This is a genomic window from Devosia sp. SD17-2, assembly GCF_029201565.1.
GTDB lineage: Bacteria > Pseudomonadota > Alphaproteobacteria > Rhizobiales > Devosiaceae > Devosia.
The window spans coordinates 4,057,369-4,083,018 of the sequence record NZ_CP104002.1 but is presented as its reverse complement, the minus strand read 5'-3'; the positions used below and the strand labels follow the sequence as shown (position 1 = coordinate 4,083,018).

Below are 25,650 nucleotides of genomic sequence, written 5' to 3'. Positions count from 1 at the left end.
CCGGCAGCTCCGGAAAATTCAAAGATTGATTGGCAGGGCCGTGCGCCCGCCGGCCCGAGAGGGTCTCAGGCGGCGCCGGCGCTTTTTACCGCTTCGCTGACGGCAATATGAGCCGTCTCGACGCTGGGAAAATGCTGGCCGTCAACGGCAAAGGCTGGCAGCTTGACCGCGAGGAAGCGATAGCCGCCCTCGGCCGGAACGACGACGCCAAGCGGCTCGCCACCCACTTCAATGACAATTGGCTTATGCGTATTGACGCTTCTGAGACTGTTCTCGTGCATGGTGGATTTCCACTTGCGCAGTGATTCCGGGCGTCGAGGCTGCGGGGGCTTCCCGCGCCATGATTGCCGGACACTACGGATACTATCGGGGTTGTGAGACGAAGATGTGACGCCAGATCACATTCGTTTCGAGCGACAGGACCCTTGCCAACGTTTGGCATGAAGTGGATGGAATACTACGGTCAGACACGCCGCGTGGATGGTAATGGTTGTCGATGTGGTCATCGTCATTCCTCTCCTTGCAGGTGGTTGCGACCGGAAATGCGTCCAAGGCGACGCAGCGAGGGCAAGATAGGCGACGCGCCAAACGATTGCCAGTACGCCATTATGCGTAACTGGCCCGAAAAATGAAAAACTCTGCTCGACTTTCGTCGCACGGACACAATCAGACCCTGCACTTCGCTTGAACTGCGTCGCGCAATCTGGTGTTCTGTTCCCCTTGAAGCGTCGCCTGCCACGGCAGGTCCAGAGGAATAATGCGTTGTCGGAAGATCAGACACCCCCGGGACGGGTTAAGCGCGGCGTCAAGCCCAGCGGCAAGCCCACCCTGAAGACCATTGCGCAAATGACGGGGCTGGCCGTCACCACCATTTCCCGGGCGCTCAACAACGCCCCCGAGCTCGCCCAGGATACGCGTGATCGCGTCCAGAAGATTGCCGCCGAAATCGGTTATCTGCCCGATCGGGCGGCGCTGCGCCTCAAGACCGGCCGCACCAATGTCGTGGCGCTGATCCTCGAGCCCGACGAGCAGATTTATGGCTTCGGCACCTCCCTCGTCACCGGCATCACCGAGGCGCTGCGCGACACCGCCTATCACCTCGTGATCACCCCGCTGTTCCGCAATGTTCCGGCCATCGAGCCCATCCAGCATATCGTGCGCAACCGCATGGCGGATGGCGTCATCTTCTCCAAGGCCGAGCCCTTCGACGAGCGCATCCGGTTTCTGCTCGACAATAATTTCCCCTTCGTCAGCCATGGGCGCAGCCAGTGGCCCGAGCCGCATCCCTTTGCCGATTTCGACAATGAAGCCTATGCCTATGGCGCTACGCTGCGGCTGGCCAGCAAGGGCTGCAAGAAGGTTTCCATCGTCCTGCCCGACAGCGCCCTGACCTACACCGACCATCTCAAGGCCGGCGTCGAGCGCGGCGCGCGCGAGGCCGGGATCGCCTTTGAATTTGCCGCAGACGTCAATCTGGGCAGCGCTACCGATGCCATCCGCAATTACGTCATCAAGCGCGCCAAGCGTCCGGAGCGGCCCGATGGCTATGTCTGCGCTTCCGAGCTTTCGGCGCTGGCCATTATCGGCGGGCTGAACGAGGCTGGCCTTGCCGTTGGCACGACCACCCATGTCGTCACCAAGCAGGCCTCCGACATGTTCATGCAGTTTCAGCCCGGCGCCGAAACGGTGTTCGAGGATTTCGCCGAGGCGGGGCGCAATCTGGGGCAATTGCTGATCCGACGCATCGGCGGGGAAACCGAGGGGCTGCACTGGATGGCCGAGCCACGCTTCGACTGGCCAACGTCTTAAGACTGACGTCGCCAGACCAACCCTGCGCAAAAATATCCTATTTTTTATGCGGCAACGCATGGCGGGTGACGGGGCCTGCCGGTGCCTTCATGCCGTGTATGCAAGACTAGCCGCGCCCGGCTGTGCCACGATTGTGCCGCAATCTCGCCTTTTTTGTGCGATCAGGCGCGCTTCTGTGTCCTTTAGTGTCGACGCGTAAGTGAATCTATCAGTTTAGCGATTGCAGGACTTCTGAATCACTGGAGAGTCTTCAGGCGAGGATTCAAAAGGACATGCGTTCGATTCATCCGTGATTCAGAATTCGCGACGCCGAACGACTTCAATATATTGCCATCGTATATTGTTTCTTCTTCTCCGATTCTTGATCGAAAAGTACTCGCGTAACTATCGGTTAATCCGTGACGAGATAGCGTGCTGATGTGCCGGATGGGAATACGGCCAGAACCATTTTCATTAATCTTCACTGACGGATGTAGAGCCGGCTGACGACTTTTTAGTCCCCAATCATTTCTCCTCCGCCATTCGGCAAAAAATCAGCATGTCCCCGTTACATTGTTTCCACGTCCGGTCATTGCCATGACCGGCGCCAGTCCCTTCACGTTCGTCCTCAGCGGCGATGTCACAGTCAAATCGGCCCAGGCTGTTTCGACAGCTCTGCGGGAAGCGCTCGATGCGCACCCGATCGTGCAGGTCGATACCCAGACCGTCGCAGCCGCAGATGTCACCACGGTTCAGACCTTGCTCGCCGGCCTCGCCAAGGCCCAGGCGGAAGGCCGGACCCTGAGCATGCTCGCGCCCCTCGGCCAGCCCCTGCGCAATGTCCTTGCGGCGGGCAGCTTCATGGAACCGGCTCCCGGGGCCGGCTTCTGGAACACTCAAACTCTTCAGACCAGCGGAACTTCGGCGGCATGACCAAGACTATCCTGACAATCGACGATTCAGCATCCATCCGCCAGATGGTGGCGATGACGCTCAGTGCCGCCGGTCTCGACGTCATCGAGGCGGTCAACGGCCAGGATGGCTATGACAAGGCGACGACCAATACTGTCCACGCCGTCATCACCGATCTCAACATGCCGGTGCTCAATGGCATCGAGTTCATTCGCAAATATCGCCAGCATCCCTCGAGCAAGGGCATTCCGATCATCCTTTTGACTACCGAGTCCGACGAGGATCTCAAGCGTCAGGCCAAGGAAGCGGGCGCCACCGGCTGGATCGTAAAGCCCTTCAAGCAGGACCAGCTTCTTGCGGTGATAAAAAAGGTCACCGGGGCATGAACATCTCCGATCCCAGCGAAACCTTTCGCCAGGAGGCGCGCGAGCTGCTCGACCAGCTCGAGGCGGGGCTCCTCGATCTCAACCAGGATCCCGACAACAGCGATCTGGTCAATTCCACCTTCCGGGCCCTGCACACCATCAAGGGCTCGGGAGCGATGTTCGGTTTCACCGCCGTCGCCGAGTTCGTCCATGAGTTCGAAACCGCCTTCGATCGCGTGCGCAAGGGCCAGAGCCAGGTCAATGCCGCGCTGATCGGCGTCGCGCTCGACGCCAAGGACCATATTCATCTGCTGATCGAGACGCCGGACGCATCTGTCGAAGGCGGAGCCCGCATCCTCTCCGAGCTGCGGGCCATCGTCGAAGGCGACGCTTTTCCATCCGCTCCGGCCGTGCGCGCCGAGATGAACGCCGTCGATGTCGCCGCGGCGCCGGAAGCCGGGCCCACCCGCTGGCGCCTCCGCTTCTACCTGCCGGCTGATGCCCTGCTCTATGGCACCAATCCGCTGCTCCTTCTCGAGGAGCTCGCCGCCATTGGTCCCTGCGAGATCACGCCGCTGACCGACCGCGTTCCCAATCTCGATCTCATCGATCCCGAGCACGCCTATATCGGCTGGCAGGTCGACATGACCGCCGCCGATCCGGCAGCGGCAATCGACGATGTCTTCCTCTTCCTGCGCGACAATATGGAGCTCACGCTCGAGCCGCTCGAGGAAGCGCAGCTTGTGTCACCCATTTCGCAGGACGGGCCTCTCGATGCTAACAGTCTGTTAACCGATACGCCTCCCGCGCTACTCGCTTCTGCGCCGCCACCACCCAGGCGGAGCAAGCCCGCCGAGAAGGCCGGCGAAGACAAACCGGCCGCCACCTCGCTCCGCGTTCCGGCCGAGCGGCTGGACGAATTGATGGACCGGGTCGGCGAGCTTGTCATCGCCCAGGCCCGCCTCACCCAGATCGCCGCCCAGAGCGCCGACATCAATCTGAAAACTGTCGCCGAAGAGCTGGAACGCCTGTCTTCCGGGCTTCGCGACACCACCATGGGCATCCGCATGGTGCCCATCGGAACCCTATTCAGCCGCTTCCGGCGCCTCGTCCACGACGTCTCGGCCGAGCTGGGCAAGCCCATCGAGTTCATCACCACCGGTGAGGACACCGAGCTCGACAAGACCATGATCGAGCGCCTCGCCGATCCCTTGGTCCATCTCATCCGCAACGCGGTGGATCACGGCCTCGAAAGCCCGGAAAGCCGCGTCGCAGCAGGAAAATCCGCCCAGGGAACAGTCCGTCTTTCAGCCGTTTACTCGGGTGCGGAAGTGGCAATTTCCGTCTCTGATGACGGGGCAGGGCTCAACGCCGCCCGCATTCGCGCCAAGGCCGAAGAGAACGGCATTATCGCCCCAGACGCCAAGCTGACGGACCAGGAACTCTACCACCTGATCTTCGCTCCCGGCTTCTCGACCGCCAAGGAAGTGACCTCGCTCTCCGGCCGCGGCGTCGGCATGGACGTCGTCAAGCGGACCATCGACGGGCTGCGCGGCACCATCGATCTTGCCACCAAACCGGGCGAAGGCTCGACCCTCACTCTCCGCCTGCCGCTGACCCTCGCCATCATCGATGGCATGCTCGTCCGCGTCGGCGACGGCCGCTACACCATCCCGCTGGCCGCCGTCGAAGAATGCGTCGAACTGCCCGAAGGCATCGAGGCGCACGCCAAGGGGCGCAACTTCCTCGATATTCGCGGCAGCCTCGTCCCCTATCTGCGCCTGCGCGAAGTCTTCGGCCTCAAGGGCGAGGCGGAAGCCCACCAGAAGGTGGTGATCGTCTCGTCCGGCGAGGGCCGGGTCGGGCTCGTCGTCGACCAGATCATCGGCAACAACCAGACCGTCATCAAGCAGCTCTCAAAGCTGCATTCGGGCATCAAGTCCTTCTCGGGCGCCACAATTCTGGGTGACGGCACGGTCGCGCTGATCCTCGATACCGCCCATCTGGTCGGCGCGGGACAGAGCTATATCGAATACAACCAGTCGGTGGGGAGAGCCGCATGAGCGCGCCCGACGATATCGCCTCCGCCGCCTCCATGACGGCCCTCACCATAAGGCTGGAAGACGAATTATTCGCCGTCGAGGCCGGTCGGGTTCGGGAAATTCTCGATCTCGTGCCCATTACCGCCGTCCCCAATTCGCCGGCCTTCGTGGGCGGGCTCATCAATGTCCGCGGCCGCGTCGTGCCGCTGGCCGACCTCCGCGTCATGTTCGGCATGGCTCGGCCCGAGCCCGATGAGGACACGCGCATCGTCGTCATGGAAGTCGACATCGACGGCGAGCCCACCATTGCCGGCATCCTTGCCGACAAGGTTCACGATGTCACCGACATCGAGGCAGCCTCCATCGAGGAGGCGCCCAAGGTCGGCATGCGCTGGCGGCCCGAATTCGTGAAGGGCATCGGCAAGCGCAACGGCGGCTTCATCATCATTCCGGACATGGAACGAATTTTCGAGACTTCGGCGGGCAGGAGCCCAGTCGGCGCAGCATCAGAAGAAGGGTCTGCATTGTGAGACTGACTATCAAGACTAAACTGGCGGGGGCGTTCGTCGCCGTCGTGGCGCTGACAGGCGTTGGCATGACCCTTGGCATTCAGGGGCTTGGGACGCTTTCCGCCTCGATAAACGACACCATCAATGGGCCGATCACCACATCGTTCAGGTTGAATTCGATCGAGAGCGGCATGACCGAACTCGTCGCGGATATTCGCGGAATTGTCGCTAGTTCGGATGACGCGGAGATCGCCGATCTGATCAGCCAGTCTGCAGAGAGCTATTCCGTCATCAATACGACGGCGCAGTCTCTGATCGGCAAATTGGGCCGTGACGACCTGAACGTCGAAATGCAGTCCTTTATCGAGACGCTGGACGCCTATTGGGCCAGTGCCCAGAAGGCCACCGAACTAGCCCGCGCCAATAGCGATACGCGTGCATTCGAGATCACGACGACACGTGGCAGCGAGACGATTACTGCGATCGAAAACTCGCTGACTAGCCTACGTACGGCCATTCGAAACCGCGTCAACGCCAACGACCCATCTGCATTCCAGGCATACGATACCGTTTCGACCCTGTTCCTCGACGTGGCGGACGTGTTCCGTCAGCACCGCAACATTTTGCTCGCTGATAGCGCTCCCGCACGCCAGGAGCAGTGGAACAACGACTTCTCTGCTGTCATCGAGCGCATGACCCCGCAGGTTGCAGCCCTCGCACGTCAGGTGGGCGCCGCCGAAATCGGTATGGCCAACGCTGTGGCCGCCGACTTCGCAGCCATGGTGGACGCCATGAACGAAGGCAATGCTATCAGTCTCACCCGCGCCGACCTTGAAGCGAACACCATCATCTCTTCGGAAGTGGAGCCGCTTCAGCGTCAGGCCACCACCATTCTGCGGACGGTTGTCGACGCCAACACGCAACAGGCAACCAGCAGCGTCGCTCAAGCAAACGCGCTTTACGAACAGTCTCGCATGCTGCTGATCGCCCTTCTCATTGGCACAGTGGTCATCGCAGCAATTGCCGGCACCTGGATCGTCACCTCCATCTCCCGTGCCCTCACCGCCGCTGTGCGTCTGGCCAATGACGTTGCCGATGGCGATCTCAATGCCACCGCCAATATCCGTGGCGATGATGAAGTCGGCGATCTGATCAAGGCTCTCAACGCCATGACCGCCAAGCTGCGCGAAGTGGTGGCCGAAGTGACCGCCGCAACCCGCAATGTCGCTGCCGGCAGCCAGGAAATGTCCGCCACAGCCGAACAGCTGAGCCAGGGCGCTACCGAACAGGCCTCCTCGACCGAAGAGGCGTCCGCCTCGATGGAAGAAATGGCCGCGACCATCAAGCAGTCCGCCGACAACGCCACCCAGACCGAAAAGATCGCCCGTCAGTCCGCTGCCGATGCCATCGCCTCGGGTGACGCCGTCAACAGCGCAGTGGTCGCCATGCAGACCATCGCCGAAAAGATCATGGTGGTTCAGGAAATCGCCCGCCAGACCGATCTTCTGGCGCTCAATGCGGCCGTTGAAGCGGCGCGTGCCGGTGAACATGGCCGCGGCTTTGCGGTGGTGGCTTCCGAAGTGCGCAAGCTTGCCGAACGCAGCCAGGCGGCCGCCGCCGAGATCTCGACGCTCTCCGGCACCACGGTCAAGGCCGCCCAGTCGGCCGGTGATATGCTCTCCAAGCTCGTGCCCGACATCCAGCGCACGGCCGAACTGGTGGAAGAAATCTCCGCAGGCAGCCGCGAGCAGAATGCCGGTGCGGCCCAGATCAACACCGCCATCCAGCAGCTCGACAAGGTGACCCAGCAGAACACATCTGCCGCCGAGGAAATGTCCTCCACGGCCGAAGAACTGGCCAGCCAGGCCGAGCAGCTGCAGTCGGCAATCAGCTACTTCCGGCTTGATACCAGCGCACAGATCATCTCGGCCCCGGCAGCCAACAAGTCCGCGCGGCAGGATCTTCGCGCCGCAGTCATGGCCTCCGCCCCGCATATGCAGAAGGCGGCCAAGAAGCCCAAGTCCAGCTCCGGTGGGTTCGATCTCGACCTTGAAGACGGCTCGGACGCGCTGGATGCCGAATTCTCGCGCCGCGGTGCCGCCTGATTGATGCAGGGGGGCGCATCGCGATCTGCGGTGCGCCCGAGCCGCCCTGGTCTTTCGCCAAGGCGGCTCAAGGCATCGGGTCTTCGCCCGATGCCGCGCCGGACACAATCGCCACGGGTTTTGCCCACGGCGAAACAAAGAGACAGCGAAAATGCCTGATCAAAACCAATTTGTGACACTGGGCGTGGCGAACGAGAAATTCGCCGCGCCCGTCACCAAGGTCCAGGAAATCCTGGACATGCGCACCATCTCGCGCCTGCCGCGTGCGCCGGAAAACCTGCTGGGCATGATCGACGTGCGCGGGCAGGGCGTCCCGGTGATCGACCTTCGCCGCACACTCGGCATGGAGCCGGCGCCGGATACGGAAAATACCCGTATCGTGGTGCTGGCGATCAATGGGCCTGCCGGCCCTGTCACGCTCGGCCTCAAGGCTGATCGGGTGTTCGAGGTGACGGTGCTCGACAGCGACCAGCTCGATCCGCCACCGGCGGTCAGCTCAGCCTGGGTCGGGCACTGCATTGCCGGCATCGGTCGGCGCAATGGCGAGTTCGTCACCGTCCTCGACCTGGACCGCCTGCTCGGTGCTGAGGCGGCGCTTTCGGCCGCCTGACACCCTCGGGTCCGCCCTATCGCGTGGACCCTGTTTTTTCCCCGCGGAGACTTCTCTTGGGCCATATGTCGACTGCGCGTCTCGTCCCGGCGGACGATGACCATCTCAGCCATGCCGATTTCGGAAAGATCGCCACCCTGATCGGCCAGGAGGTGGGCATCCGCCTGCCGCCCGCCAAGCGGATGATGGTCGAGGGTCGCCTGCGCCGCCGGTTGCGGGCTCTGGACCTGCCCAGTTTCGACGCCTATTGCGACTATGTCTTTCGGCGGGGTGGGCTGGATCAGGAGCTGGACTCTCTCATCAATGTGGTCACCACCAACAAGACCGATTTCTTCCGCGAGGCCGAGCATTTCGAGCTGATGCAGTCGACGCTGGTGCCCAATCTCTTGCGGGCGCGCTCCGGCGAGCGTCGGCCCCTGCTCAAGGTGTGGAGCGCTGCATCCTCGACCGGGGCCGAGGCCTATACCATCGCCATGGTGCTCGCCGAGATGGCGCGGCATCAGGATAATTTCAAATATGCCATTCTCGGCACCGATGTTTCGACCGACGTCCTGGCCCAGGGCACGCGGGGCGTCTATCCGGCCGAACAAATTGCCCCGGTGCCGCAGGACATGCAGTCCCGCTACCTCATGTGGTCGCGCCAGTCCGGGTCTCGCGCCGAGGTCCGTATCGTGCCCGAACTGCGTCGGCTGGTGCGCTTCCAGAGGCTCAACCTCATGGACAGTGCCTATCCCTATGATCGGGACGTCGACATCATCTTCCTGCGCAATGTTCTGATTTATTTCGATAAAGCGGATCAGGCGGCGGTAATTGGGCGACTTGTGTCGCATTTGCGCCTTGGCGGTTATCTCCTTCTTGGGCATTCGGAGTCCATGATCGGTACGACAATTCCCGTACGCCAGGTTGCGCCTGCCGTATTCCAGCGCCTGTGAGTATGCGGATGCCTGCCTCCGGTTCGAACAAGATCCGTGTCCTCATCGTTGATGACAGCGCCTCGGTGCGCACCACGCTGAGCGAAATCATCGCCGCCGACCCTGACCTCGAAGTCATGGCGACGGCGGCCGATCCCTATGTTGCGGTCGAGCGCATCCGGCAGGAAGTGCCCGATGTCATCTTCCTCGATATCGAGCTGCCGCGCATGGACGGCATCACCTTCCTGAAAAAGATCATGGCGCAGCGTCCCATTCCGGTGGTGATCTGCTCGAGCCTGGCCCAGGCCGGTTCCGATACGCTGATGCAGGCGCTTGAGGCCGGCGCGGTGGATGTCGTCGCCAAGCCGCGCGTCGATACGGCCCAGTTCCTGCAAGAATCGCGCATGCGCATCTGCGATGCCGCCAAGGCCGCTGCCCACGCCAAATTGCGCGGACTGCGCAAGGCCGCTCCGGCGCTGACGGTGGAAGCAAAGCTCACCGCCGACGCCATCATCCCGCCCTTTTCCGACAGCCGCCGGGAAAGCGTGATGGCACGCATGCCGGTGACGAATGCGCTGGTCGTCATCGGCGCCTCCACGGGGGGCACCGAAGCCCTGCGTGAAGTGCTCGAGGCCCTGCCGTCAGACAGTCCGCCCATCCTGATCGTGCAGCACATGCCGGAAAAATTCACCGGCGCCTTTGCCCGGCGGCTGAATACGGTGTGCGCCGTCGAGATCAAGGAAGCCGAGGACGGCGACATTGTGCAGCCCGGCCGGGTCCTGATTGCGCCGGGCAATGTGCACATGCAGCTCGTGCGCAACGGCTCCCGCTACACCATAAAACTCGTCGAAGGGCCCCATATTTCGCGGCATCGCCCGTCGGTCGACATTCTCTTTCGCTCCACGGCCCAATCTGCCGGTCGCAATGCCATGGGCATGCTGCTGACCGGCATGGGCGACGACGGGGCGCGCAGTCTCCTCGAGATGCGCCAGATGGGCTGCCACACGGTCGCCCAAGACGAAGACACCTCGGTGGTCTTTGGCATGCCCAAGGAAGCAATCCAGCGCGGCGCGGCCGTCCGTGTTCTGCCGCTCGCCAAGATGGCCGCCGAAATCAACGCCTTTTCCCGCAATGCCCCAAAGATTCCAACCGGAGCCAGCGAATGACCCGGCTGCCTGCACCTGACCAGATCCACGCCCTCGCCAATGCGCTGACCCAGCCACGCCAGAAGATCGAGACGGCCTTTGTTTCCGTGGGGGGACGCCTCACCGAAGGCGCCTCCATGCTCAACAAGCTGATCCGCCTGTTCGAATCCCTGCCAAACGCCCTTGAGGGCGCCGAGGTGGACGAAGCCACGGCCCAGCTGCGGGCGGTGGCAGACAAGGCCCGCGCCCTCTCCGAGAGCTTTGCCCAGGAGAAGGCCGACCTCGCCCGTCTCGTTGAGGTTGTTGCCGGGGCAAAATCGCCCATTGGGGATCTCCGCCGTGCCGTCAAGATGATGGGGATCGTCTCGATCAATGCCCGGGTGACCGCTGCGGGGATCGTTGGCGACAGCGACGATTTTGAAGTTTTCACCACCGACATCGCGACGCTCTCCTCGACAGCAAGCCAGACCATTCTCGAGTTCTCTCAGGTCTATCGGCAGCTGACGGCCGAAGTCGACAAGGCCGCAAGCCAGCGCGCCCGCTTCGAACAGACCCATGCCCATACACTGACGGCATTGGCGAGGAGCCTCGAGGGCACGCTTGAGGCGCTTGGCGGTCAACGCCAGGCGGCGGCTGCCGGCAGTGCCGAGACCAGCCGCGTGTCTCGCCAGATCGTCCGGCGGATCGGCAGCGCCGTGATGGGCCTGCAGGTGGGCGATTCCACCCGCCAGCGGCTCGAGCATGTCGAGGCGGCCCTGTCGGGGCTGGGCGATATCCTGTCCGGAAAGGCAGCCCTGTCCGAGAGTGAACGGGCCGAGGCTGTGGCGGCCATCGCCGCCCTGGAGCAGGCTCAGCTCACCGGCGCGGCGGCTGATTTTGTCGACGAGGTGGAGGGCGCCGAGCAAGCTCTTGAGGCCCTCGCCAGCGATGCCGGCATCATCATGGAGCGCAGCCGGGATCTTTACGGCAGCGACAAGGGCAGCTCCTCTGCCATGGCAGCGCTCAACGCCCAGCTGCGCACCGCCTCGGCGATCCTGCGGGACTGCGAAAACGAACGGGCCAAGCTCGAAGCGGTGGCAACGGCCGTCCACGACACCGTGGGCGTGCTCCTCGGTCATGTCGCGGCCGTGCAGGATATCGAGGCCAATATGCGCCTCGTCAGCCTCAACGCCGCTGTGCGCTGCGCCCAGCTCGGCCCGCGCGGTGCGTCACTGACCGTGATTGCTACCCAACTGCGTGAACTCACCAGCGAAACCGTCGTGGCAGCGGAAGCCGCCATGACCCAGCTCGACCAATCCTCGGAGCTCGCAAAGGCCTTTGGCGCCGCAGCAGCGGGCGATAATGCCGGCCAGATCGGCCGTCTCGAGCAACAGGCGAACCATGCGCTGAGCCTGCTCACGGCGCTCGACGACCGTTTGGCCGAAGCGCTGGGCAGCCTTAATTCCGATGGTCCGCGGGTGATCCAGCTTCTGCAGGCGGCAGCCTCGGGCCTGCAGGGCCAGGCCGCCCTCGCCGAAGTGGTGCAGGATATTGCGCTTCAGATCGCCGCCTTGTCCGACAGCGCTCCGCCGGTTGCGCCCGGTGCTCCATTGGCCGAAGTGCTCGAGGGGCTCCGCAAGGCCTATACGATGGAGGCCGAGCGCTCCATCCATGCCACGCTGTGGGCCGCGGCCACCCCCGCATCCCGGCCAGTGGCCGACGCGGAGGTGGAGTTCGACATGGTCGACTTTATGCTGTGACGCGGGCGCTGACGCGTCCTGCTTGCCCAAGCGTGCCGATAATGGTCGTTGCCGCGTCGAGCGGGGCAAGGACGCGTGAGCCGGTGATGATCACCTGACCGGCCTTGAGAGGCATGCCGCGCCCTTGGGCATGGGGGCGAGCCACTCAAGCGCCGCAACGACGGCAGCCCAACTCGCGCCCTTGTCCGTCGTCTTGACCTCGTTGCCGTCAAGCAAGAGGCCAACGGCCAGCGTGTCGAGACCCTCGACAATGCTGCGGTCCAGAGCCGGGCCGACGACAATGGCGCCATTGCTCTGGAGGTCGCCCAGCTGGATGTTCCGCGGCGTGGCGTCCCGGTCGACAAAGGGATTGGCGATCATTTCCAGGACCGGATGGACACTGGCAATGGCCGCCTCGGCCGGCTGGCCTGGCAAAAGGTCGGCACCCAATTTTACCGCAAATTCCACTTCCGCGAGGAAATGGCGATGGCGCTCGGCGTCGAGCGAGGCGCCGTCTTCAAAATAGCGGTTGGCCGGAACCGGCGCGCAGAGCGGCTCGCCCTCGCTGCCGGCCATGATCTTCCAGCCGCCCACTTCGCCGGCATGGGCGATGACGCGGTCCTGCAGAGCATAGACCTCTTCGATATTTGCGGGCACGAGCTCGGGCGCAATCGGTCCAACCAGCGCGCCGCCATCATGGGCGGCGACCAGGCGCTGCGCGAGGTCGTCTAGGCCAGAAGTCATTCATCGTCTCCCTGGGCGGGTGGCCCGCCTGTTTCAATAAGCCTGATCCCCTGCTCGGCGCAGATCTGCCGGATCGAGTCATGGGGGCAATAATCGGTGATAAAACTATGGACCTGGGTCAGATGCCCGATCCTGACCGGGGCGGTGCGCGTGAACTTGGTTGCGTCCGACACAAGGATGACGTGGCGCGCATTGGCGATGATGGCCTGCGCCACTTTCACCTCGCGGAAATCGAAATCGAGGAGCGCTCCGTCGCTATCAATTGCGGAGACGCCGATCACCGCAAAATCCACCTTGAACTGGCGGATGAAATCGACGGCCGCCTCGCCGACAATGCCGCCGTCAGATGGGCGCACAACCCCGCCGGAGATGACCACCTCGATGCCGGGCGCAAGGCGCAGGCGGTTGGCGACATTGATGTTATTGGTGATCACCATCAGCCCGTGATGCTCTGTTAGAGCCTGGCTGACGGCTTCGGTCGTGGTGCCGATATTGATGAAGAGCGAGGCATCATCGGGAATGATCCGGGCCGCGGCGCCGCCGATGGCCTGCTTTTCGGCAGTGGCAATCTGCCGGCGCGCCTCATATTCCATGTTCTCCACCCCGGAAGGGTAGATGGCGCCGCCATGGGTACGGTTGAGCACGCCGCGGCCGCAAAGGACATTGAGATCCTTGCGCACCGTCTGCGCCGTTACCCCGAAGAGCCCCACCAATTGCTCGACGCTGACCCCACCCTTTTGTCGGGCGAGCTCGACGATCTGCACCTGACGCATCGCGGTGGTCATGGATGAAGCCTTCGCTAGTCAGTCGTGATTAGCGAAAGCGCCCGGGTGGAGCAAGCACTTGCAGGATCAGCGGAAGCGGGCAGAGGCGCGCGGTTGGGGCGTGTAGTCAAAATCCCGGTCAAATGGAAAACCTGGGCGCGGCGTATGAAGCCGTTCGGTTCGCTCCACGAACTGGTCGACGACACCGGGCGACAGGGCCATCAGGCCCGGGTTGGCGATGGGCCCGAGTTCTGGCGACAGATAGCCCGATTTGACCGCGATGATGCGCGCTGAATGCGGATCAAGGCCGAGCCGGGTAAAATCGGCAATGTTGTGGAACGGCCGACGCCGTGTGGTCACGACAAGGTCGATCCCGCCAATGCGCAGCACGGCTTCGCGAAGGCGGTTATCATCCGTCTCGAGCAGGAAGGCGACGGTTCCATCCACCTTTGCCGGCCGGCTCGATGGATCAAGTCTGGCGCCGATGGTGAGGCTGACATGTCCGCCCACGCCAGCCGCATAGGCGGCCTCGGTCGCAGCCGCGTCGGCAATGCCCGCAAATATTGTGTCAGTGGCGCCAGCTTGCATGAGCGCTGCAAGCATTTCGGCACGGTCGCCGACACCGCCGCCAGTCGGGTTATCGCCCGACTCCGCCAGCACAACCGGCGTTGTCGGGCTGGCGACAGCCCGCGCGACGCATTCCTCGATCGAGCCGGTCTCCATGCCAAACACGAATTTTTCACGGAGATCCCAATAGTCCCCCGCGAGGTCGCTGGCTGCCCGTTCCATGGCCGATCTGTCGGTGCCGGTTATAACCGCGCAGGCAGTAGATCGGGGTTCGTCCGCCCAGACATAGCCAATCTGGAACGAGGCGTCCCAAATACCGGTCGGCTCTTCGACCTGATGGAGCTGCGCATAAAAACTGCGGGCGGGTTCATCCTGCGTCGAAGTGCGTTCCCCCGGCAGCAGCACCGGCACCGGCGCCCAGACCAGACCCGGGCGCACGCCGGTCGAAATGGCCCGCACCAGCATGGTCACCGCACGGCGCATCGTGTCCGCGACGTCGATATGTGGGGCGGTGCGATAGGTCGAGAAAATATCGAGGTTGTCGATGATCTTCTGGCTGATATTGCCATGCAGGTCGTAGCTCGTGGCGATGATGACATCAGGCCCGACCGTCTCGCGCACGGCGGCGATGAAGTCGCCCTCGGCGTCGAACATGGTCTCGACGAACATGGCGCCGTGCATGGCGAGATAGACGCCGTCGAGCGGCATCGCCGCCTTCAGCCCTTCGAGTATCTCGCGCTTCCAGCGCTGGTAGAGCGCCTGCTCCACCGGCCCGCCGGCGATGGCGCGCGCATGCAGAATGGTGATGAACTCGGCCGGAAAATGGGTGAGGAAATCAAAATACCCGTCCTTGAGCATGGCCGGGCCCCGCAGCACGCGGAAATCGGCTTCGCGCGCGATCACCGGATTATAAGTACTGCACTCTGTGTGAAGACCGGCGACGGCAATGCGCATGACTATGCTCCTGATGTCTGGACGGCGTCAGAGGTGGGGGCCAGCGTCGAACGTGGCTTGAGGCGGCCCGCGAGGAAGAGGCTCACGATCAGCACCGGGATGACGCAGGCGATGCCGGCCCTGATGTCAAAATGCTCGGCGACGAAGCCGATGATCGGCGGTCCCACGAGAAATCCGGTGAGCGCAACGAAGGACAGAACGGCCACATTGGCTGATGCCGCGCGATCCCCGAGGCTCGCAGCGGCGGTGACGGCGAGCGGGAAGCCGACCGAGACGCCAATGCCCAAAATCCCGAAGCCGATGAGGGCGAGAGTGATCGTCGGCGCGAGATAGATCACGACGCTCCCGACCACCGCCAGAACGCCGCACAGCCGGGCCGTGTTTATGGCGCCGAGGCGGCGCTTGAGATGGTCGCCGCTGAACCGGCCGGCAGCCACGAACATGGCGAAGATCGAGTAGCCGAGGCCAACAGCACCCGCTTCCGCGCCGACGGCGTCGCGCAGGAAGATCGCGGACCAGTCGGCCATAGCGCCTTCGGTCATCGCGATGCCGAAGACGAAGGCGCAAATGCCGATCAGCGGCCAACTCGGAATGGACCAAGCCGATTTTTTCCCGGTTGCGGCGGCCTGCGGCGCATCGGCGAGGGCTGGCAGAGATTTGCCGGTGATCAGCGCGATGGGCAGGACAACAAGGCTTACCAGCGGGATCGCGAGATGCGGCGCAAGGCTCATTCCGGCGAGGACCGAACCGATGAGGCTGCCGACCATGATGCCGAGCGACCAGCAGCCGTGGGACGTGTTCATGATCATCGTGCCGGTCGATTTTTCGACGAGGTCTGCCTCGACGTTGAGGCCCAGCTCGACAAAGGAAATCGATGATCCGGCGAGCATCAGCGCAATGAACAGCCAGAAGGCGTCGGGCACGAAGGCCGGAAGGCAAACGGCAATCGAATAGAAGATGAAGCCGGCGATGATCGCGGCGCGACCACCGATCCGTCCGACGAGAGGTCCGGCGAAGGGCAGGGTCAGCAGCGTTCCGCAGGGCATGCCGAGCAGTGCCACGGCGAGGCCCGCCGGGCCAAGGCCGAGGCCCGCCTGGATCTCGGGGATGCGCGGCAGCCAGGAGCCAAAGGCAATGGGCTGGAGGAAGAAGGCCAGCATGGTAAGGCGCTGCGGACTGAAGCGGGACAAGGCTGCCATTTTGATCGTTCCGATTGCAGGCCTTATGGGGGCGCCTCTTGGCGCGATTGCGCTGCTGGCCGAAGGGGGGGCTAGACCGGCTCGCCCATGGGGTAGGGCAGGTATCCGACAAAGCCGGTGAGCTTCCAGGCGCCATCCACCTTGCGGCAGAAATAGACGGTCTGCCAGTTGAGGATGTCCTTGCCGCCGTCGGCCAGTCTGATCTCGCCGTCGAACTTCTTGTGCGCCACGGCGCGGTCGCCCTTGATCTCGATCTCGGTGAGGCTGGTGGCGCGGTGGATGCCGGCTTCCTGATCCTCGGCGTATTTCACCGCCTGTCCCTCGCGCGCCTGGCGCAGCCACTCGTCGCGATAGGCGTCGAGGGTCGGGTAGCTGATGGTCCAGCCGTCGGGATTGCCCGTCTTGTTGCCGTCAATGCCCATGAAATCATCGGCGACGAAATCGCCTTCGACCATCGACCAGTCGGCGGCCACATAGGCGGCGATATCGCGCGGTACCAGCATGGTCCAGATGGCGGAGCGATCGGGATCGTTGGGAAACGGGTTGGTGGACAGGCTCATCAGGACCCCTCAGTCGCGCATGCAAAAAAGCACTGCTGCAATGTATCAAATTTTCAGCGGACCCACGTTTTGATCCTTTCATGAAAAAGGCCACATGGATACCAATTGCGGCAGGTTGCTTGATGGCTCACGGCTTGTCCAGTGGGTTTAGGTCAGCCTCTCCAGTCAAAACGACTATAAGTCACGAAGACTGCTGACAAATCCGCGCCCACAATTGGTGGCTTGAATTGGTATTGTGGTTGCGATGAAACTGTGTTGACATTGCGACAATAAGCCGCCTAGTCTTGAAAATCGTTTACAGAAATCGCGACCAGTCCGGAAGAGATTGGCGGGAAACTCGGCGGAAAACAGGGTAGGAATAATGCGCGTCGGTATTATCGGGCTCGGCTATCGCTTGGGTTATTTGGCGCGGATATTTTCTGCTGCGAGCAGTGAATTCCAGGTCGTTGCCTATGTCGATCCGGATCCGGCGGGTCTTCCCTATACTATCGAACACAAGGTTCCGGTCGGCCAGTCGTACGACAGCCTCGAGGCCATGCTGGATGCCGAGCGCCTGGACCTGCTGATGGTCGGTTCGCCCAATCACCTTCATCTCGACCATATCCGCATCGGGCTCGAACGCGGGCTCAAGATTTTCGCCGAAAAGCCGGTGGTGACGACGGTCGAGGATACGATCGCCCTCGCCAGCCTCCTGGGGCAACATGGCTCCGACAATGTCATGGTCGGGCTCGTGCTGCGCTATGCGCCGCTCTACGTCGATCTGCGCAAGGCGCAGGCCGAGGGGCAGCTGGGCGAAATCGCCTCCATTGAAGCCTCCGAGCATATCCCGCCCTATCACGGCGCCTTTTTCATGCGCGACTGGCGCCGCTACGAGAAATATGCCGGCAGCTTCATGCTCGAAAAATGCTGCCACGACCTCGATCTTTATAACGGGGTCATGGGGTGCCGGCCGCGTTTCGTCGCCAGCTTTGGCGGACGCCGCAGCTTTGTCCCGCAGAATGCGCCGCAGGACGCCGGCGCCAATGACCTCGAAGTCTATCATCGTAAGCCGTCGGGCTGGCAGGGCTCGGAAAAGGTCTTCGACAGCGACGGTGACATCATCGATTTCCAGACTGCCATCGTGCAGTACGAAAACGGCGCGGCGCTGACCTTCCACACCAATCTCAATGTGCCTGATGACTTCCGGCGCTTTGCGGTGATCGGAGCCAAGGGCATGGCCGAGGGCGACTTCGTCCGGAACTACTTTAAAGTCACCGATAGTCGCACATCCCAGACGCTCGAGGATAAGTCCTACAAGAGCACTGCTCTGTCACAGCATTACGGCGCCGATGAGCAGATGGCCGAGGACATTCTCAAGCACGTGCTCGAAGGCGCGTCGCTCCCCGTGTCCGTGACCGACGCTCTGGAGGCTGGGCTCCTCGCTCTCTCCATGGACGAGGCGATGCGCAACAAATCCGTGGTCGACATGACCCCCATCTGGCAGCGCTTCGATGCTGCTCTGGGCCGGTCGAGCTAAAGGAGAAGGCCCATGACCAGCACAAGAAGCGCCACCCTCTTCGCATTCGCCCTGCTGGCTCCGGCCCTGATCTACATTCTGACGATCGTCGCTTATCCGCTTGTCGACACGATCGTCCTTTCCTTCACCAATGCCTCGCTCCGCCAGGAGTATGATTTCGTCGGCTGGGCCAATTACCAGCGCATTTTTGGCGCCGGTAATTTCACCGAGGTGATTATCCGCACCTTCATCTGGACCTTCTTTTCGGTCTCGATAAAAATGGTGATCGGCATGTGCGGGGCGGTGCTGCTCAACGCCGCCATCCCCGGCCAGACCTTGTTCCGCATCCTCACCATGCCGCCCTGGATCGTGCCCATGGCGATCGGCATCTTCATGTGGGGCTGGATGTATAACGGCCAGTTCGGGATGATCTCGGGCCTCTTGCAGAACTTCGGCCTGACCAACGGCCCGATCGCCTTCCTCGCCTATGGCAACACCGCCTTCTGGGCGACCATTGTCACCGACGTCTGGATCGGCGTGCCGATGGTGACGATCTATTTCCTCGCCGCAATGCAGTCAATCCCCAAGGACCTCTACGAGGCTGCCTGGACCGATGGGGCCGGGCGCTTCTACCGGTTCCGCCGCATCACCCTGCCGTTGATGGTGCCGGCGATCATCACCATGAGCCTCCTCTCGCTTATCGCCACCTTCAATTCCTTCGACATCATCTGGATCCTGACCCAGGGCGGTCCCTCGGGCTCGACCACGACGATGATCATCGACACCTACAAGACCGCCATGGGCTCCCGCAAATATGGCGAGGGCGCAGCGCGCGCCGTGGTGATCTCGATCTTTGTGACCATTTTCTGTCTCGTCTACTTCCGCGCCGTCCGCCGGCTGCAGCAGGGAGAAGCCAAATGACCGACGTCGCCCGCACCACCGAAGTCGCCGCCGTCGACAGCCCGGCCAGTGTCAAACCCAAGGCGAGAGCCCGTTCAACCAAGGCGATGATCGACCGCTACAAATGGTATGAGATCGCGGCGCTCTATGCCGGGATGGCGGTGTTCCTGTTCTTTGTCCTGGCGCCGTTCATCGAGGGTTTCCTCGTCTCGCTGAAACCTTTGGCGCAGCTGTTTTCGCGACCCTACAGCTTCATCCCGAAGACCTGGTCGTTCGACGCCTATGTGACCATGTGGTCCTCTGTGCCGGCCCTCGGCATGCATATCTTCAATTCCTTCTTCATCTCCTCGGTTGTGACGCTCGTCGTCATCATCATCGTCGTGCCCGCCGCCTATGCCTTCGCCCGCTTCAATTTTGCCGGATCTGGCCTGTTGCTGGCCGGTTTCCTCGCGGTCAACATGTTCTCGGGCGCCGTATTGCTGATCCCGCTGTTCCGCCTGATGCGGGCGATGGGGCTGCTCAATTCCTACTGGGCGATGATCGTGCCGGGCGCGGCCTTCCTTATTCCTTCGTCCATCTGGCTGTTGCGCACCTATATGATGCGCATCCCGCGTGAACTGGATGAGGCCGCCTGGGTGGATGGCGCCAGCCGCCTCTATACCCTGCGCCGGGTTATCCTGCCGCTGGCCATGCCGGGGATCGTGGTGGTTGCCATCATGACGTTCATTGGCGCCTACGCCCAGCAGTTCATCTTCGCGCTGACCTTCAACTCCAAGACCGAATTCATGCCGCTGCCGGTTGGCCTGTTCGCCTTCTTCGGCAAGCAGGAGGTGATCTGGAACGAGTTGATGGCAGCGTCTTTCGTCGGAATCCTGCCGGTCATGATCGTTATCGTGTTCCTGCAGCGCTACCTCGTCGCCGGCCTCACCGCCGGAGCCGTGAAGCAGTAAGGGCCCGAGGGGGCCGCTTTCAAGGGAGACTAACAAGTGCAAAAGACAATCGGTTTGATGGCCGTTTCGCTGCTGGCGCTCGCCAGCGCCGCCCCGGCTGCTTATGCCCAGGACACGAAGGAAATCGCCTTCATCAACTGTGGTGACGAGCTTACGGCCGGCTATGCCGAAGCTTTCGCCGAGTGGGAAAGTGCCAATCCGGGCTTCAAGGTCGTGCCGGAGATCGTCGGCTGGGGCCAGTGCCAGGACAAGGTGACCACGCTCGCCGCTGCCGGCACGCCGGTCGCACTGGCCTATGTGGGCTCGCGCACGCTCAAGCAGTTCGCGATGAACGACCTCATCGTCCCCGTGCCGATGACCGACGAGGAAAAGGCCGCCTATTACAATTACGTGCCTGACACAGTGACCTTCGACGGCACCCAGTGGGGCGTGCCGGTGGCCTTCTCGACCAAGGCCCTGTTCTGGAACAAGGACCTGTTCGAACAGGCCGGCCTCGATCCGGAAACCCCGCCAAAGACCTGGGAAGAAAAGATCGCTTTCGCCAAGCAGATCACCGAAAACACCGACGCTGCCGGCTATGGCCTTGTTGCCAAGACCTTTGACAACACCATGCACCAGTTCCTCCACTGGGTGTACACCAACAATGGCCAGGTCATTGATGCGGATGGCAACATCACCATCAACTCCCCGCAGGTGCTCGCAGCCCTTCAGGCGCTCAAGGACATCACCCCCTATTCCGAAGAAGGCCCGACCGCTTACGAGCAGAACGAAGTCCGCGCCATCTGGCTCGACGGTGGCGTTGCCATGATCGAAGCCTCGCCCGGCGCTGCCATCCGCGCTGAAGAAGCCGGCATGAACTGGGGCGTTGCCGATCTGCCGCTTGGTCCCGATGCCAAGGGTCCCGGTACGCTTCTGATCACCGACGCGCTGGCCATCTTCAAGGGCACCGGCGTCGAAGATCAGGCCATCAGCCTCGCCAAGTATCTCACTGACGGCGAACGCCAGTGGGCCGCGGAAATGGCCCAGGGCCTGACCCCGCTGCGTCCGCTCGAGCCGCAGACCAGCGAGCTGATCGCCGCAACGCCTTACTGGAAGCCCTTCCTTGACGGCATCGAGTTCGGTGGTCCCGAGCCGCTGTTCAACGACTATATCGGCCTGCAGAACGTCATGATCGAAATGGTCCAGTCGGTCGTCACCGGCCAGGCCGAGCCGCAGGCCGCACTCGAGCGCGCTGCCTCCGAGCTCGAACAGTACAAGTAAAAGGTCCTCCTGACCTTGCCGTCGCCCCTTTTGGGCGGCGGCACCCCAAACGATCCGCGCCGGGAGACGCAGCATGTCGCAACTGAGCCTCAAGAACCTCGAAAAATCATTCAACGAAGCCCGCATTATCAAGGGCATCGACCTGGATGTGGCCGAGGGCGAGTTCGTGGTCTTTGTCGGTCCCTCGGGCTGCGGTAAGTCCACCCTGTTGCGCATGATCGCCGGGCTCGAGGATGTGTCGGCGGGCGAGATCGAGATTGGCGGACGGATCGTCAATGATCTGCCGCCCGTCCAGCGCGGCATCGCCATGGTGTTCCAGAGCTACGCGCTCTATCCCCATATGAGCGTTTACGAAAATATCGCCTTCCCGCTGCGCGTCGAAAAACTGCCGCAGGCCGAGGTGGACAAGCGCGTCTCTGCTGCCGCCAAGGTGTTGCAGCTCGAGAGCCGCCTGCAGCATCGCCCGGGCCAGCTCTCTGGCGGCCAGCGCCAGCGTGTAGCCATCGGCCGCGCCATTGTGCGCCAGCCCAAGATTTTTCTCTTCGACGAACCGCTTTCCAACCTCGACGCCGCGCTCCGTTCCGAGATGCGCATCGAGTTGATGGAGCTGCACAAGCGGCTCGGTTCGACCATGATCTACGTGACCCACGACCAGATCGAAGCCATGACCATGGCCGACAAGATCGTGGTGCTCAATGCCGGCGAAATCAGCCAGGTCGGCTCGCCGCTTGAGCTTTATCACAAGCCCGATAATCTCTTCGTCGCCGGCTTTATCGGCAGCCCGAAGATGAACTTCATCAATGGCAGGGTGCGCAGCGCCGATGGCACTACCGTGACGGTCGATCTCGGCAGTCTCGGCTCCATTGCCCTGCCGCGCTCCAGCACAGCGGTCGCCGGCCAGGATGTGACGCTCGGGATCCGCCCGGAGCACATGAGCCTTGGCCAGGGGGAATTCTCGATCGAGACCACCCCCAATATCGTCGAGCAGCTGGGCATCCACACCATCACCTATTCGACCCTCGCCGGTGGCGAGAACTTCATCGGCCTCTTCGAGGGCAATCCGGACTTGGTCGATGGCAAGGCCGTCCGGATGGGCTTCGCCCTCGACAAGGCACATCTCTTCGATGCCAGGGGGCTGGCGATCTACTGACCGGCCTTTCGGCACAAAGGCTTGTGGGGCCACCTTTTTCATTTATGTCCTGATCGCATGAAAATATGCGGGCGGAGGAAAACGCCATGTTGGACATTGTTGGATTGCTGCAGTCGGAAAAGGACGGGTTTACCCGTTCCGAACGGGCTCTGACTGAGATCGTGCTCTCCGATGTCGACAGCGTTCTCAAGATGAGCATTGTGGACCTTGCCGCTCAGGCCGAGGTGTCGCCGCCTACCGTCACCCGCTTCTGCCGCCGGCTCGGCTGCGACAGCTACGCCGATTTCAAGGTGCGGCTGGCCCAGTCCCGTTTTGTCGGCCAGCGCTATCTCGCCCCCACGGCGGGGCCGGTTGACGTGCGGGACATCGCCCAGGGCGTGGTCAACGGCATCCAGGCGACCATATATCAAAGCTTTGAAAGGCTGGATTTTTCCGCGATGGATCGCGCTGCCGAGACGCTGGCAGGCGCGAGTTATGTGCTTGCCTTCGGCTCCGGCGGCGCCTCTTCCATGCTGGCCGGAGAGATCGAGACGCGCCTGTTCCGGCTCGGCGTGAAAGTCGCCTCGAGCCTCGACCATCAGCTGCAGTTGATGCGGGCCGCCTCGGCCCCGGCCGGAACCGTGGTGATTGCCTTTTCGCTTTCCGGCAACAATGCCCAGCTCGCCAAGGCGCTCGCGGTGGCCGGGGAATATGGCCTCAAGCGGATCGCCATCACGCGCGGAAACTCCATGGTGGCGGAGGCGGCCGACATCGTCATTCCCGTCCACTGGCATGAAAACACTGACATTTTGCGCCCGACGCCGGGGCGATACGCCTTTCTCGCGACAGTCGACATCCTCTCCCAGACCGTCGCCACGCGCCTGGGCACGCCGGCGATCGCCAGCATGCGCCGGATCAAACACCAGCTCGTCGTCAATCGCGACGGCGACGACGCCCAGCCTTTGGGCGATTAAGCCCAGCCGGGAAAAACGTACAGGACCCCATAATGTCTGCTTCTTTCGCCTTCGCCACCACCTGGACGCCTGCCACGGACAGTGAGCCGCTCGGCTATGGACTGGAGCTGACCAATACCGGCGATGCGCCCGTCAGCAATTTCCAGCTGGGCTTTTCCGGACCGGCCCGGGTCGATCCCCACGCCACGTTGGAAAATGGTAGGCTCCTGAAACGCCTGTCCAATCATACACTTGTCGCGCCGCCCGATGGCTTCGTGCTGAACCCTGGCGAGACCTGGACGGCGACAGCGCGCGGTCTCTCCTATGGTCTGCGCCACTGGAGCGACGGGGCCAATTCGGCCTATGTGGTGCTCGAGGATGGCCGGGTGATCAACATTCCGACCGCGCCGACTGCGGGCAAGGGGCACAATTCACCGCTCCTCAAGGGCGCGCCAAAATTCCCGGTACCGGCTAAGGCGCCGGTGTCCCATTCGATCATTCCCTGGCCGAAGTCGGTGGCGACGAGTGGCAATCGGATTGCGCCCGCTGGGCTCGATCTGAAGCCTGTCGGCGAAGCGGCGAGCGAGGCGGCAAAGGGGTTTTCCGGCCTTGTGGCTGATCTCTTTTCGGTCGAGGCGCTGGTGCGTCCGGCCTCGGAAGCCGGCATGCCGGTGCATCTCAGCGAGAAGTCGGGGCTGGGCGACGAGGCCTATGAGATCGAGTTTGCCGATAACAGCGCCACTATCTCTGCCTCGACCCGACATGGCTTCTTTTACGGCCTTGTGACGCTGGGGCATATGCTGCGCGGGGCGCGGCTGCATCCTTCGACCTTTACCTGGCCGACGGGCGGGCGGATCGAGGATGAGCCAGGATTTTCGTTCCGCGGCAGTCACTTGGATGTGGCGCGGCAGTTCTACACCGGCGCCGAGGTCAGCCGCCTGATCGAGATCATGGCGTGGAACAAGATGAATAAGTTCCACTGGCACCTGACCGAGGACGAGGCCTGGCGCATCGAAATATCGGCCTATCCGGCGCTGACCGAGATCGGCGCCTGGCGCGGCCACGGCAAGGCCCTCCCGCCCATGCTCGGCTCCGGCCCGCAACCGACGGGCGGCTATTACACCAAGGATGTGATGCGTCAGATCGTGGCGCTGGCCGAGAGTCTATCTATCAGCGTTATCCCCGAAGTCGATATGCCCGGCCATTTCTACGCGGCGCTGCAGGCCCTCCCCGAACTGCGCGACCCCGATGAGACCGGCGAATACCAGTCGGTGCAGGGCTTTCCGAACAACAGTCTAAACCCGGCCCATGAGCCCGTGTATAAATTCGTCGAGACGGTGATCGACGAGGTGCTGGAAATCTTCCCGGCGGGCGTCTTCCACCTCGGTGCCGACGAGGTGCCGCTGGCGGCCTGGTCGGGGTCACCGCTGGCGCTGGACATGATCGAAAAGCTCGCGGGCCCGGCCATGCGCGCCAAACATGAGAGCCAATTCAACCAGTTAGGCAATCACCACGGCGCCGATGAAATCGAGGGCTCGCCCACGGCCGTGCTGCAATCGGCCTTCATCCGTCGGGTGCACGACTATATTTCCAAGAAGGGCGCGATCACCGGCGGCTGGGAGGAAGCGGCCCATGGCGATGCGGTGGACAAGGACAAATCATATGTCATCGGCTGGCGCAATGTGGAGATCAATGCGGAGCTGGCCGAGCGCGGCTTCGACATCGTCGTCTCCCCGGGACAGCGCTACTATCTTGATATGGCAAATGGAATTTCCTGGGCTGAGCCCGGCGCTGGTTGGGCCGGATGGTCGGGACCGCAGGAGACCTATGAGTTCGAAGCGCGGGCTGGTTTCTCCGAAAAGGGGCTGCAGCATCTCCTGGGCGTGCAAAGCTGCATCTGGTCGGAGAGCATGACCGACCGCGCCATCTTCGATCGCCTTGTTTTCCCACGGCTTTCCGCGGTCGCCGAGGCCGGATGGACGCTGCCGGAGCGGAAGAATTATGAGCGGTTCAAGGCGCTCGTGGGGCTGATGCCGATCATGTACGGGCACTGGGCGGCGGAGTGATTTT

24 protein-coding genes are annotated in these 25,650 nt (G+C 62.6%); 17 read left to right on the top strand and 7 right to left on the bottom strand.

Translation table 11 applies throughout. The annotated features are described in order from the left end of the window. Positions 1–65: 65 nt before the first annotated feature. Positions 66–281, bottom strand: coding sequence for a hypothetical protein (locus NYQ88_RS19965; RefSeq protein ID WP_275652809.1), 216 nt, complete (start codon positions 279–281; stop codon positions 66–68). 481 nt (positions 282–762) lie between these two features. Between NYQ88_RS19965 and NYQ88_RS19960 the strand changes: the two genes are divergently transcribed. From NYQ88_RS19960 to NYQ88_RS19915, 10 genes are all read left to right on the top strand, one after another. Further along, positions 763–1,809: a LacI family transcriptional regulator gene (locus NYQ88_RS19960; protein WP_275652808.1), complete on the top strand. Its 1,047-nt coding sequence runs from the start codon at positions 763–765 to the stop codon at positions 1,807–1,809. A 576-nt stretch (positions 1,810–2,385) separates the two neighbouring features. After that, complete coding sequence (locus NYQ88_RS19955) at positions 2,386–2,721, top strand: STAS domain-containing protein (RefSeq protein WP_275652807.1); 336 nt, start codon at positions 2,386–2,388, stop codon at positions 2,719–2,721. Beyond that, positions 2,718–3,086 (top strand): response regulator, encoded by a 369-nt coding sequence (locus NYQ88_RS19950; RefSeq protein ID WP_275652806.1) that lies wholly within the window; start codon positions 2,718–2,720, stop codon positions 3,084–3,086. The genes NYQ88_RS19955 and NYQ88_RS19950 overlap by 4 nt, the downstream gene beginning before the upstream one ends. After that, the gene (locus tag NYQ88_RS19945; RefSeq protein WP_275652805.1) at positions 3,083–5,128 is read left to right on the top strand and encodes a chemotaxis protein CheA; all 2,046 of its coding nucleotides are present in this window, start codon (positions 3,083–3,085) and stop codon (positions 5,126–5,128) included. Before NYQ88_RS19950 ends, NYQ88_RS19945 begins: the two co-directional genes overlap by 4 nt. Beyond that, complete coding sequence (locus NYQ88_RS19940; protein WP_275652804.1) at positions 5,125–5,637, top strand: chemotaxis protein CheW; 513 nt, start codon at positions 5,125–5,127, stop codon at positions 5,635–5,637. The genes NYQ88_RS19945 and NYQ88_RS19940 overlap by 4 nt, the downstream gene beginning before the upstream one ends. Beyond that, positions 5,634–7,721, top strand: coding sequence for a methyl-accepting chemotaxis protein (locus NYQ88_RS19935; RefSeq protein ID WP_275652803.1), 2,088 nt, complete (start codon positions 5,634–5,636; stop codon positions 7,719–7,721). Before NYQ88_RS19940 ends, NYQ88_RS19935 begins: the two co-directional genes overlap by 4 nt. A gap of 151 nt (positions 7,722–7,872) precedes the next feature. Continuing rightward, positions 7,873–8,331, top strand: a complete 459-nt coding sequence (locus NYQ88_RS19930; protein WP_275652802.1) for a chemotaxis protein CheW — start codon at positions 7,873–7,875, stop codon at positions 8,329–8,331. A 65-nt stretch (positions 8,332–8,396) separates the two neighbouring features. After that, entirely contained in the window at positions 8,397–9,263 is an 867-nt protein-coding gene (locus NYQ88_RS19925) for a CheR family methyltransferase (protein ID WP_275654966.1), read from the top strand. Between the two features lie 2 nt (positions 9,264–9,265). Then, entirely contained in the window at positions 9,266–10,408 is a 1,143-nt protein-coding gene (locus NYQ88_RS19920) for a chemotaxis response regulator protein-glutamate methylesterase (protein ID WP_275652801.1), read from the top strand. Continuing rightward, entirely contained in the window at positions 10,405–12,126 is a 1,722-nt protein-coding gene (locus tag NYQ88_RS19915) for a hypothetical protein (protein WP_275652800.1), read from the top strand. The genes NYQ88_RS19920 and NYQ88_RS19915 overlap by 4 nt, the downstream gene beginning before the upstream one ends. Here the strand turns inward: NYQ88_RS19915 and NYQ88_RS19910 are convergent. The 6 genes from NYQ88_RS19910 to NYQ88_RS19885 form a co-directional block, all read right to left on the bottom strand. Beyond that, complete coding sequence (locus NYQ88_RS19910) at positions 12,116–12,241, bottom strand: hypothetical protein (protein ID WP_275652799.1); 126 nt, start codon at positions 12,239–12,241, stop codon at positions 12,116–12,118. The two genes, NYQ88_RS19915 and NYQ88_RS19910, sit on opposite strands and share 11 nt — an antisense overlap. After that, entirely contained in the window at positions 12,217–12,849 is a 633-nt protein-coding gene (locus NYQ88_RS19905) for a hypothetical protein (protein ID WP_275652798.1), read from the bottom strand. The genes NYQ88_RS19910 and NYQ88_RS19905 overlap by 25 nt, the downstream gene beginning before the upstream one ends. Further along, entirely contained in the window at positions 12,846–13,634 is a 789-nt protein-coding gene (locus NYQ88_RS19900) for a DeoR/GlpR family DNA-binding transcription regulator (RefSeq protein WP_275652797.1), read from the bottom strand. Before NYQ88_RS19900 ends, NYQ88_RS19905 begins: the two co-directional genes overlap by 4 nt. A gap of 66 nt (positions 13,635–13,700) precedes the next feature. Beyond that, positions 13,701–15,134, bottom strand: a complete 1,434-nt coding sequence (locus NYQ88_RS19895; protein WP_275652796.1) for a M81 family metallopeptidase — start codon at positions 15,132–15,134, stop codon at positions 13,701–13,703. 2 nt (positions 15,135–15,136) lie between these two features. Continuing rightward, complete coding sequence (locus tag NYQ88_RS19890; protein WP_275652795.1) at positions 15,137–16,333, bottom strand: MFS transporter; 1,197 nt, start codon at positions 16,331–16,333, stop codon at positions 15,137–15,139. A gap of 71 nt (positions 16,334–16,404) precedes the next feature. Continuing rightward, positions 16,405–16,893 (bottom strand): hypothetical protein, encoded by a 489-nt coding sequence (locus NYQ88_RS19885; RefSeq protein ID WP_275652794.1) that lies wholly within the window; start codon positions 16,891–16,893, stop codon positions 16,405–16,407. Positions 16,894–17,254: 361 nt separating this feature from the next. Here NYQ88_RS19885 and NYQ88_RS19880 point away from each other — a divergent pair, with 361 nt between their 5' ends. The 7 genes from NYQ88_RS19880 (at position 17,255) to NYQ88_RS19850 (ending at position 25,646) form a co-directional block, all read left to right on the top strand. Then, positions 17,255–18,409, top strand: a complete 1,155-nt coding sequence (locus NYQ88_RS19880; RefSeq protein WP_275652793.1) for a Gfo/Idh/MocA family oxidoreductase — start codon at positions 17,255–17,257, stop codon at positions 18,407–18,409. 12 nt (positions 18,410–18,421) lie between these two features. Further along, a complete protein-coding gene (locus tag NYQ88_RS19875; protein ID WP_275652792.1) occupies positions 18,422–19,309 on the top strand; it encodes a sugar ABC transporter permease in 888 nt (295 codons plus the stop codon). An 86-nt stretch (positions 19,310–19,395) separates the two neighbouring features. After that, complete coding sequence (locus tag NYQ88_RS19870) at positions 19,396–20,238, top strand: carbohydrate ABC transporter permease (RefSeq protein WP_275654965.1); 843 nt, start codon at positions 19,396–19,398, stop codon at positions 20,236–20,238. Positions 20,239–20,295: 57 nt separating this feature from the next. Next, positions 20,296–21,498 carry an extracellular solute-binding protein gene (locus NYQ88_RS19865; RefSeq protein ID WP_275654964.1) on the top strand — a complete coding sequence of 401 codons (1,203 nt, stop codon included), beginning with the start codon at positions 20,296–20,298 and terminating at the stop codon, positions 21,496–21,498. Positions 21,499–21,571: 73 nt separating this feature from the next. Then, positions 21,572–22,648 (top strand): sn-glycerol-3-phosphate ABC transporter ATP-binding protein UgpC, encoded by a 1,077-nt coding sequence (gene ugpC, locus NYQ88_RS19860; RefSeq protein WP_275652791.1) that lies wholly within the window; start codon positions 21,572–21,574, stop codon positions 22,646–22,648. 86 nt (positions 22,649–22,734) lie between these two features. Further along, positions 22,735–23,601 (top strand): MurR/RpiR family transcriptional regulator, encoded by an 867-nt coding sequence (locus tag NYQ88_RS19855; RefSeq protein WP_275652790.1) that lies wholly within the window; start codon positions 22,735–22,737, stop codon positions 23,599–23,601. Between the two features lie 32 nt (positions 23,602–23,633). After that, complete coding sequence (locus NYQ88_RS19850; protein WP_275652789.1) at positions 23,634–25,646, top strand: beta-N-acetylhexosaminidase; 2,013 nt, start codon at positions 23,634–23,636, stop codon at positions 25,644–25,646. The last annotated feature ends 4 nt before the right edge of the window (positions 25,647–25,650 follow it).

Coding starts and splice junctions, on each gene's coding strand:
- NYQ88_RS19965 (WP_275652809.1), bottom strand. CDS start 281: ATGCACGAGAACAGTCTCAGAAGCGTCAATACGCATAAGCCAATTGTC.
- NYQ88_RS19955 (WP_275652807.1), top strand. CDS start 2,386: ATGACCGGCGCCAGTCCCTTCACGTTCGTCCTCAGCGGCGATGTCACA.
- NYQ88_RS19950 (WP_275652806.1), top strand. CDS start 2,718: ATGACCAAGACTATCCTGACAATCGACGATTCAGCATCCATCCGCCAG.
- NYQ88_RS19945 (WP_275652805.1), top strand. CDS start 3,083: ATGAACATCTCCGATCCCAGCGAAACCTTTCGCCAGGAGGCGCGCGAG.
- NYQ88_RS19940 (WP_275652804.1), top strand. CDS start 5,125: ATGAGCGCGCCCGACGATATCGCCTCCGCCGCCTCCATGACGGCCCTC.
- NYQ88_RS19930 (WP_275652802.1), top strand. CDS start 7,873: ATGCCTGATCAAAACCAATTTGTGACACTGGGCGTGGCGAACGAGAAA.
- NYQ88_RS19925 (WP_275654966.1), top strand. CDS start 8,397: ATGTCGACTGCGCGTCTCGTCCCGGCGGACGATGACCATCTCAGCCAT.
- NYQ88_RS19920 (WP_275652801.1), top strand. CDS start 9,266: ATGCGGATGCCTGCCTCCGGTTCGAACAAGATCCGTGTCCTCATCGTT.
- NYQ88_RS19915 (WP_275652800.1), top strand. CDS start 10,405: ATGACCCGGCTGCCTGCACCTGACCAGATCCACGCCCTCGCCAATGCG.
- NYQ88_RS19910 (WP_275652799.1), bottom strand. CDS start 12,241: ATGCCTCTCAAGGCCGGTCAGGTGATCATCACCGGCTCACGCGTCCTT.
- NYQ88_RS19905 (WP_275652798.1), bottom strand. CDS start 12,849: ATGACTTCTGGCCTAGACGACCTCGCGCAGCGCCTGGTCGCCGCCCAT.
- NYQ88_RS19900 (WP_275652797.1), bottom strand. CDS start 13,634: ATGACCACCGCGATGCGTCAGGTGCAGATCGTCGAGCTCGCCCGACAA.
- NYQ88_RS19895 (WP_275652796.1), bottom strand. CDS start 15,134: ATGCGCATTGCCGTCGCCGGTCTTCACACAGAGTGCAGTACTTATAAT.
- NYQ88_RS19890 (WP_275652795.1), bottom strand. CDS start 16,333: ATGGCAGCCTTGTCCCGCTTCAGTCCGCAGCGCCTTACCATGCTGGCC.
- NYQ88_RS19885 (WP_275652794.1), bottom strand. CDS start 16,893: ATGAGCCTGTCCACCAACCCGTTTCCCAACGATCCCGATCGCTCCGCC.
- NYQ88_RS19880 (WP_275652793.1), top strand. CDS start 17,255: ATGCGCGTCGGTATTATCGGGCTCGGCTATCGCTTGGGTTATTTGGCG.
- NYQ88_RS19875 (WP_275652792.1), top strand. CDS start 18,422: ATGACCAGCACAAGAAGCGCCACCCTCTTCGCATTCGCCCTGCTGGCT.
- NYQ88_RS19870 (WP_275654965.1), top strand. CDS start 19,396: ATGATCGACCGCTACAAATGGTATGAGATCGCGGCGCTCTATGCCGGG.
- NYQ88_RS19865 (WP_275654964.1), top strand. CDS start 20,296: ATGGCCGTTTCGCTGCTGGCGCTCGCCAGCGCCGCCCCGGCTGCTTAT.
- ugpC (WP_275652791.1), top strand. CDS start 21,572: ATGTCGCAACTGAGCCTCAAGAACCTCGAAAAATCATTCAACGAAGCC.
- NYQ88_RS19855 (WP_275652790.1), top strand. CDS start 22,735: ATGTTGGACATTGTTGGATTGCTGCAGTCGGAAAAGGACGGGTTTACC.
- NYQ88_RS19850 (WP_275652789.1), top strand. CDS start 23,634: ATGTCTGCTTCTTTCGCCTTCGCCACCACCTGGACGCCTGCCACGGAC.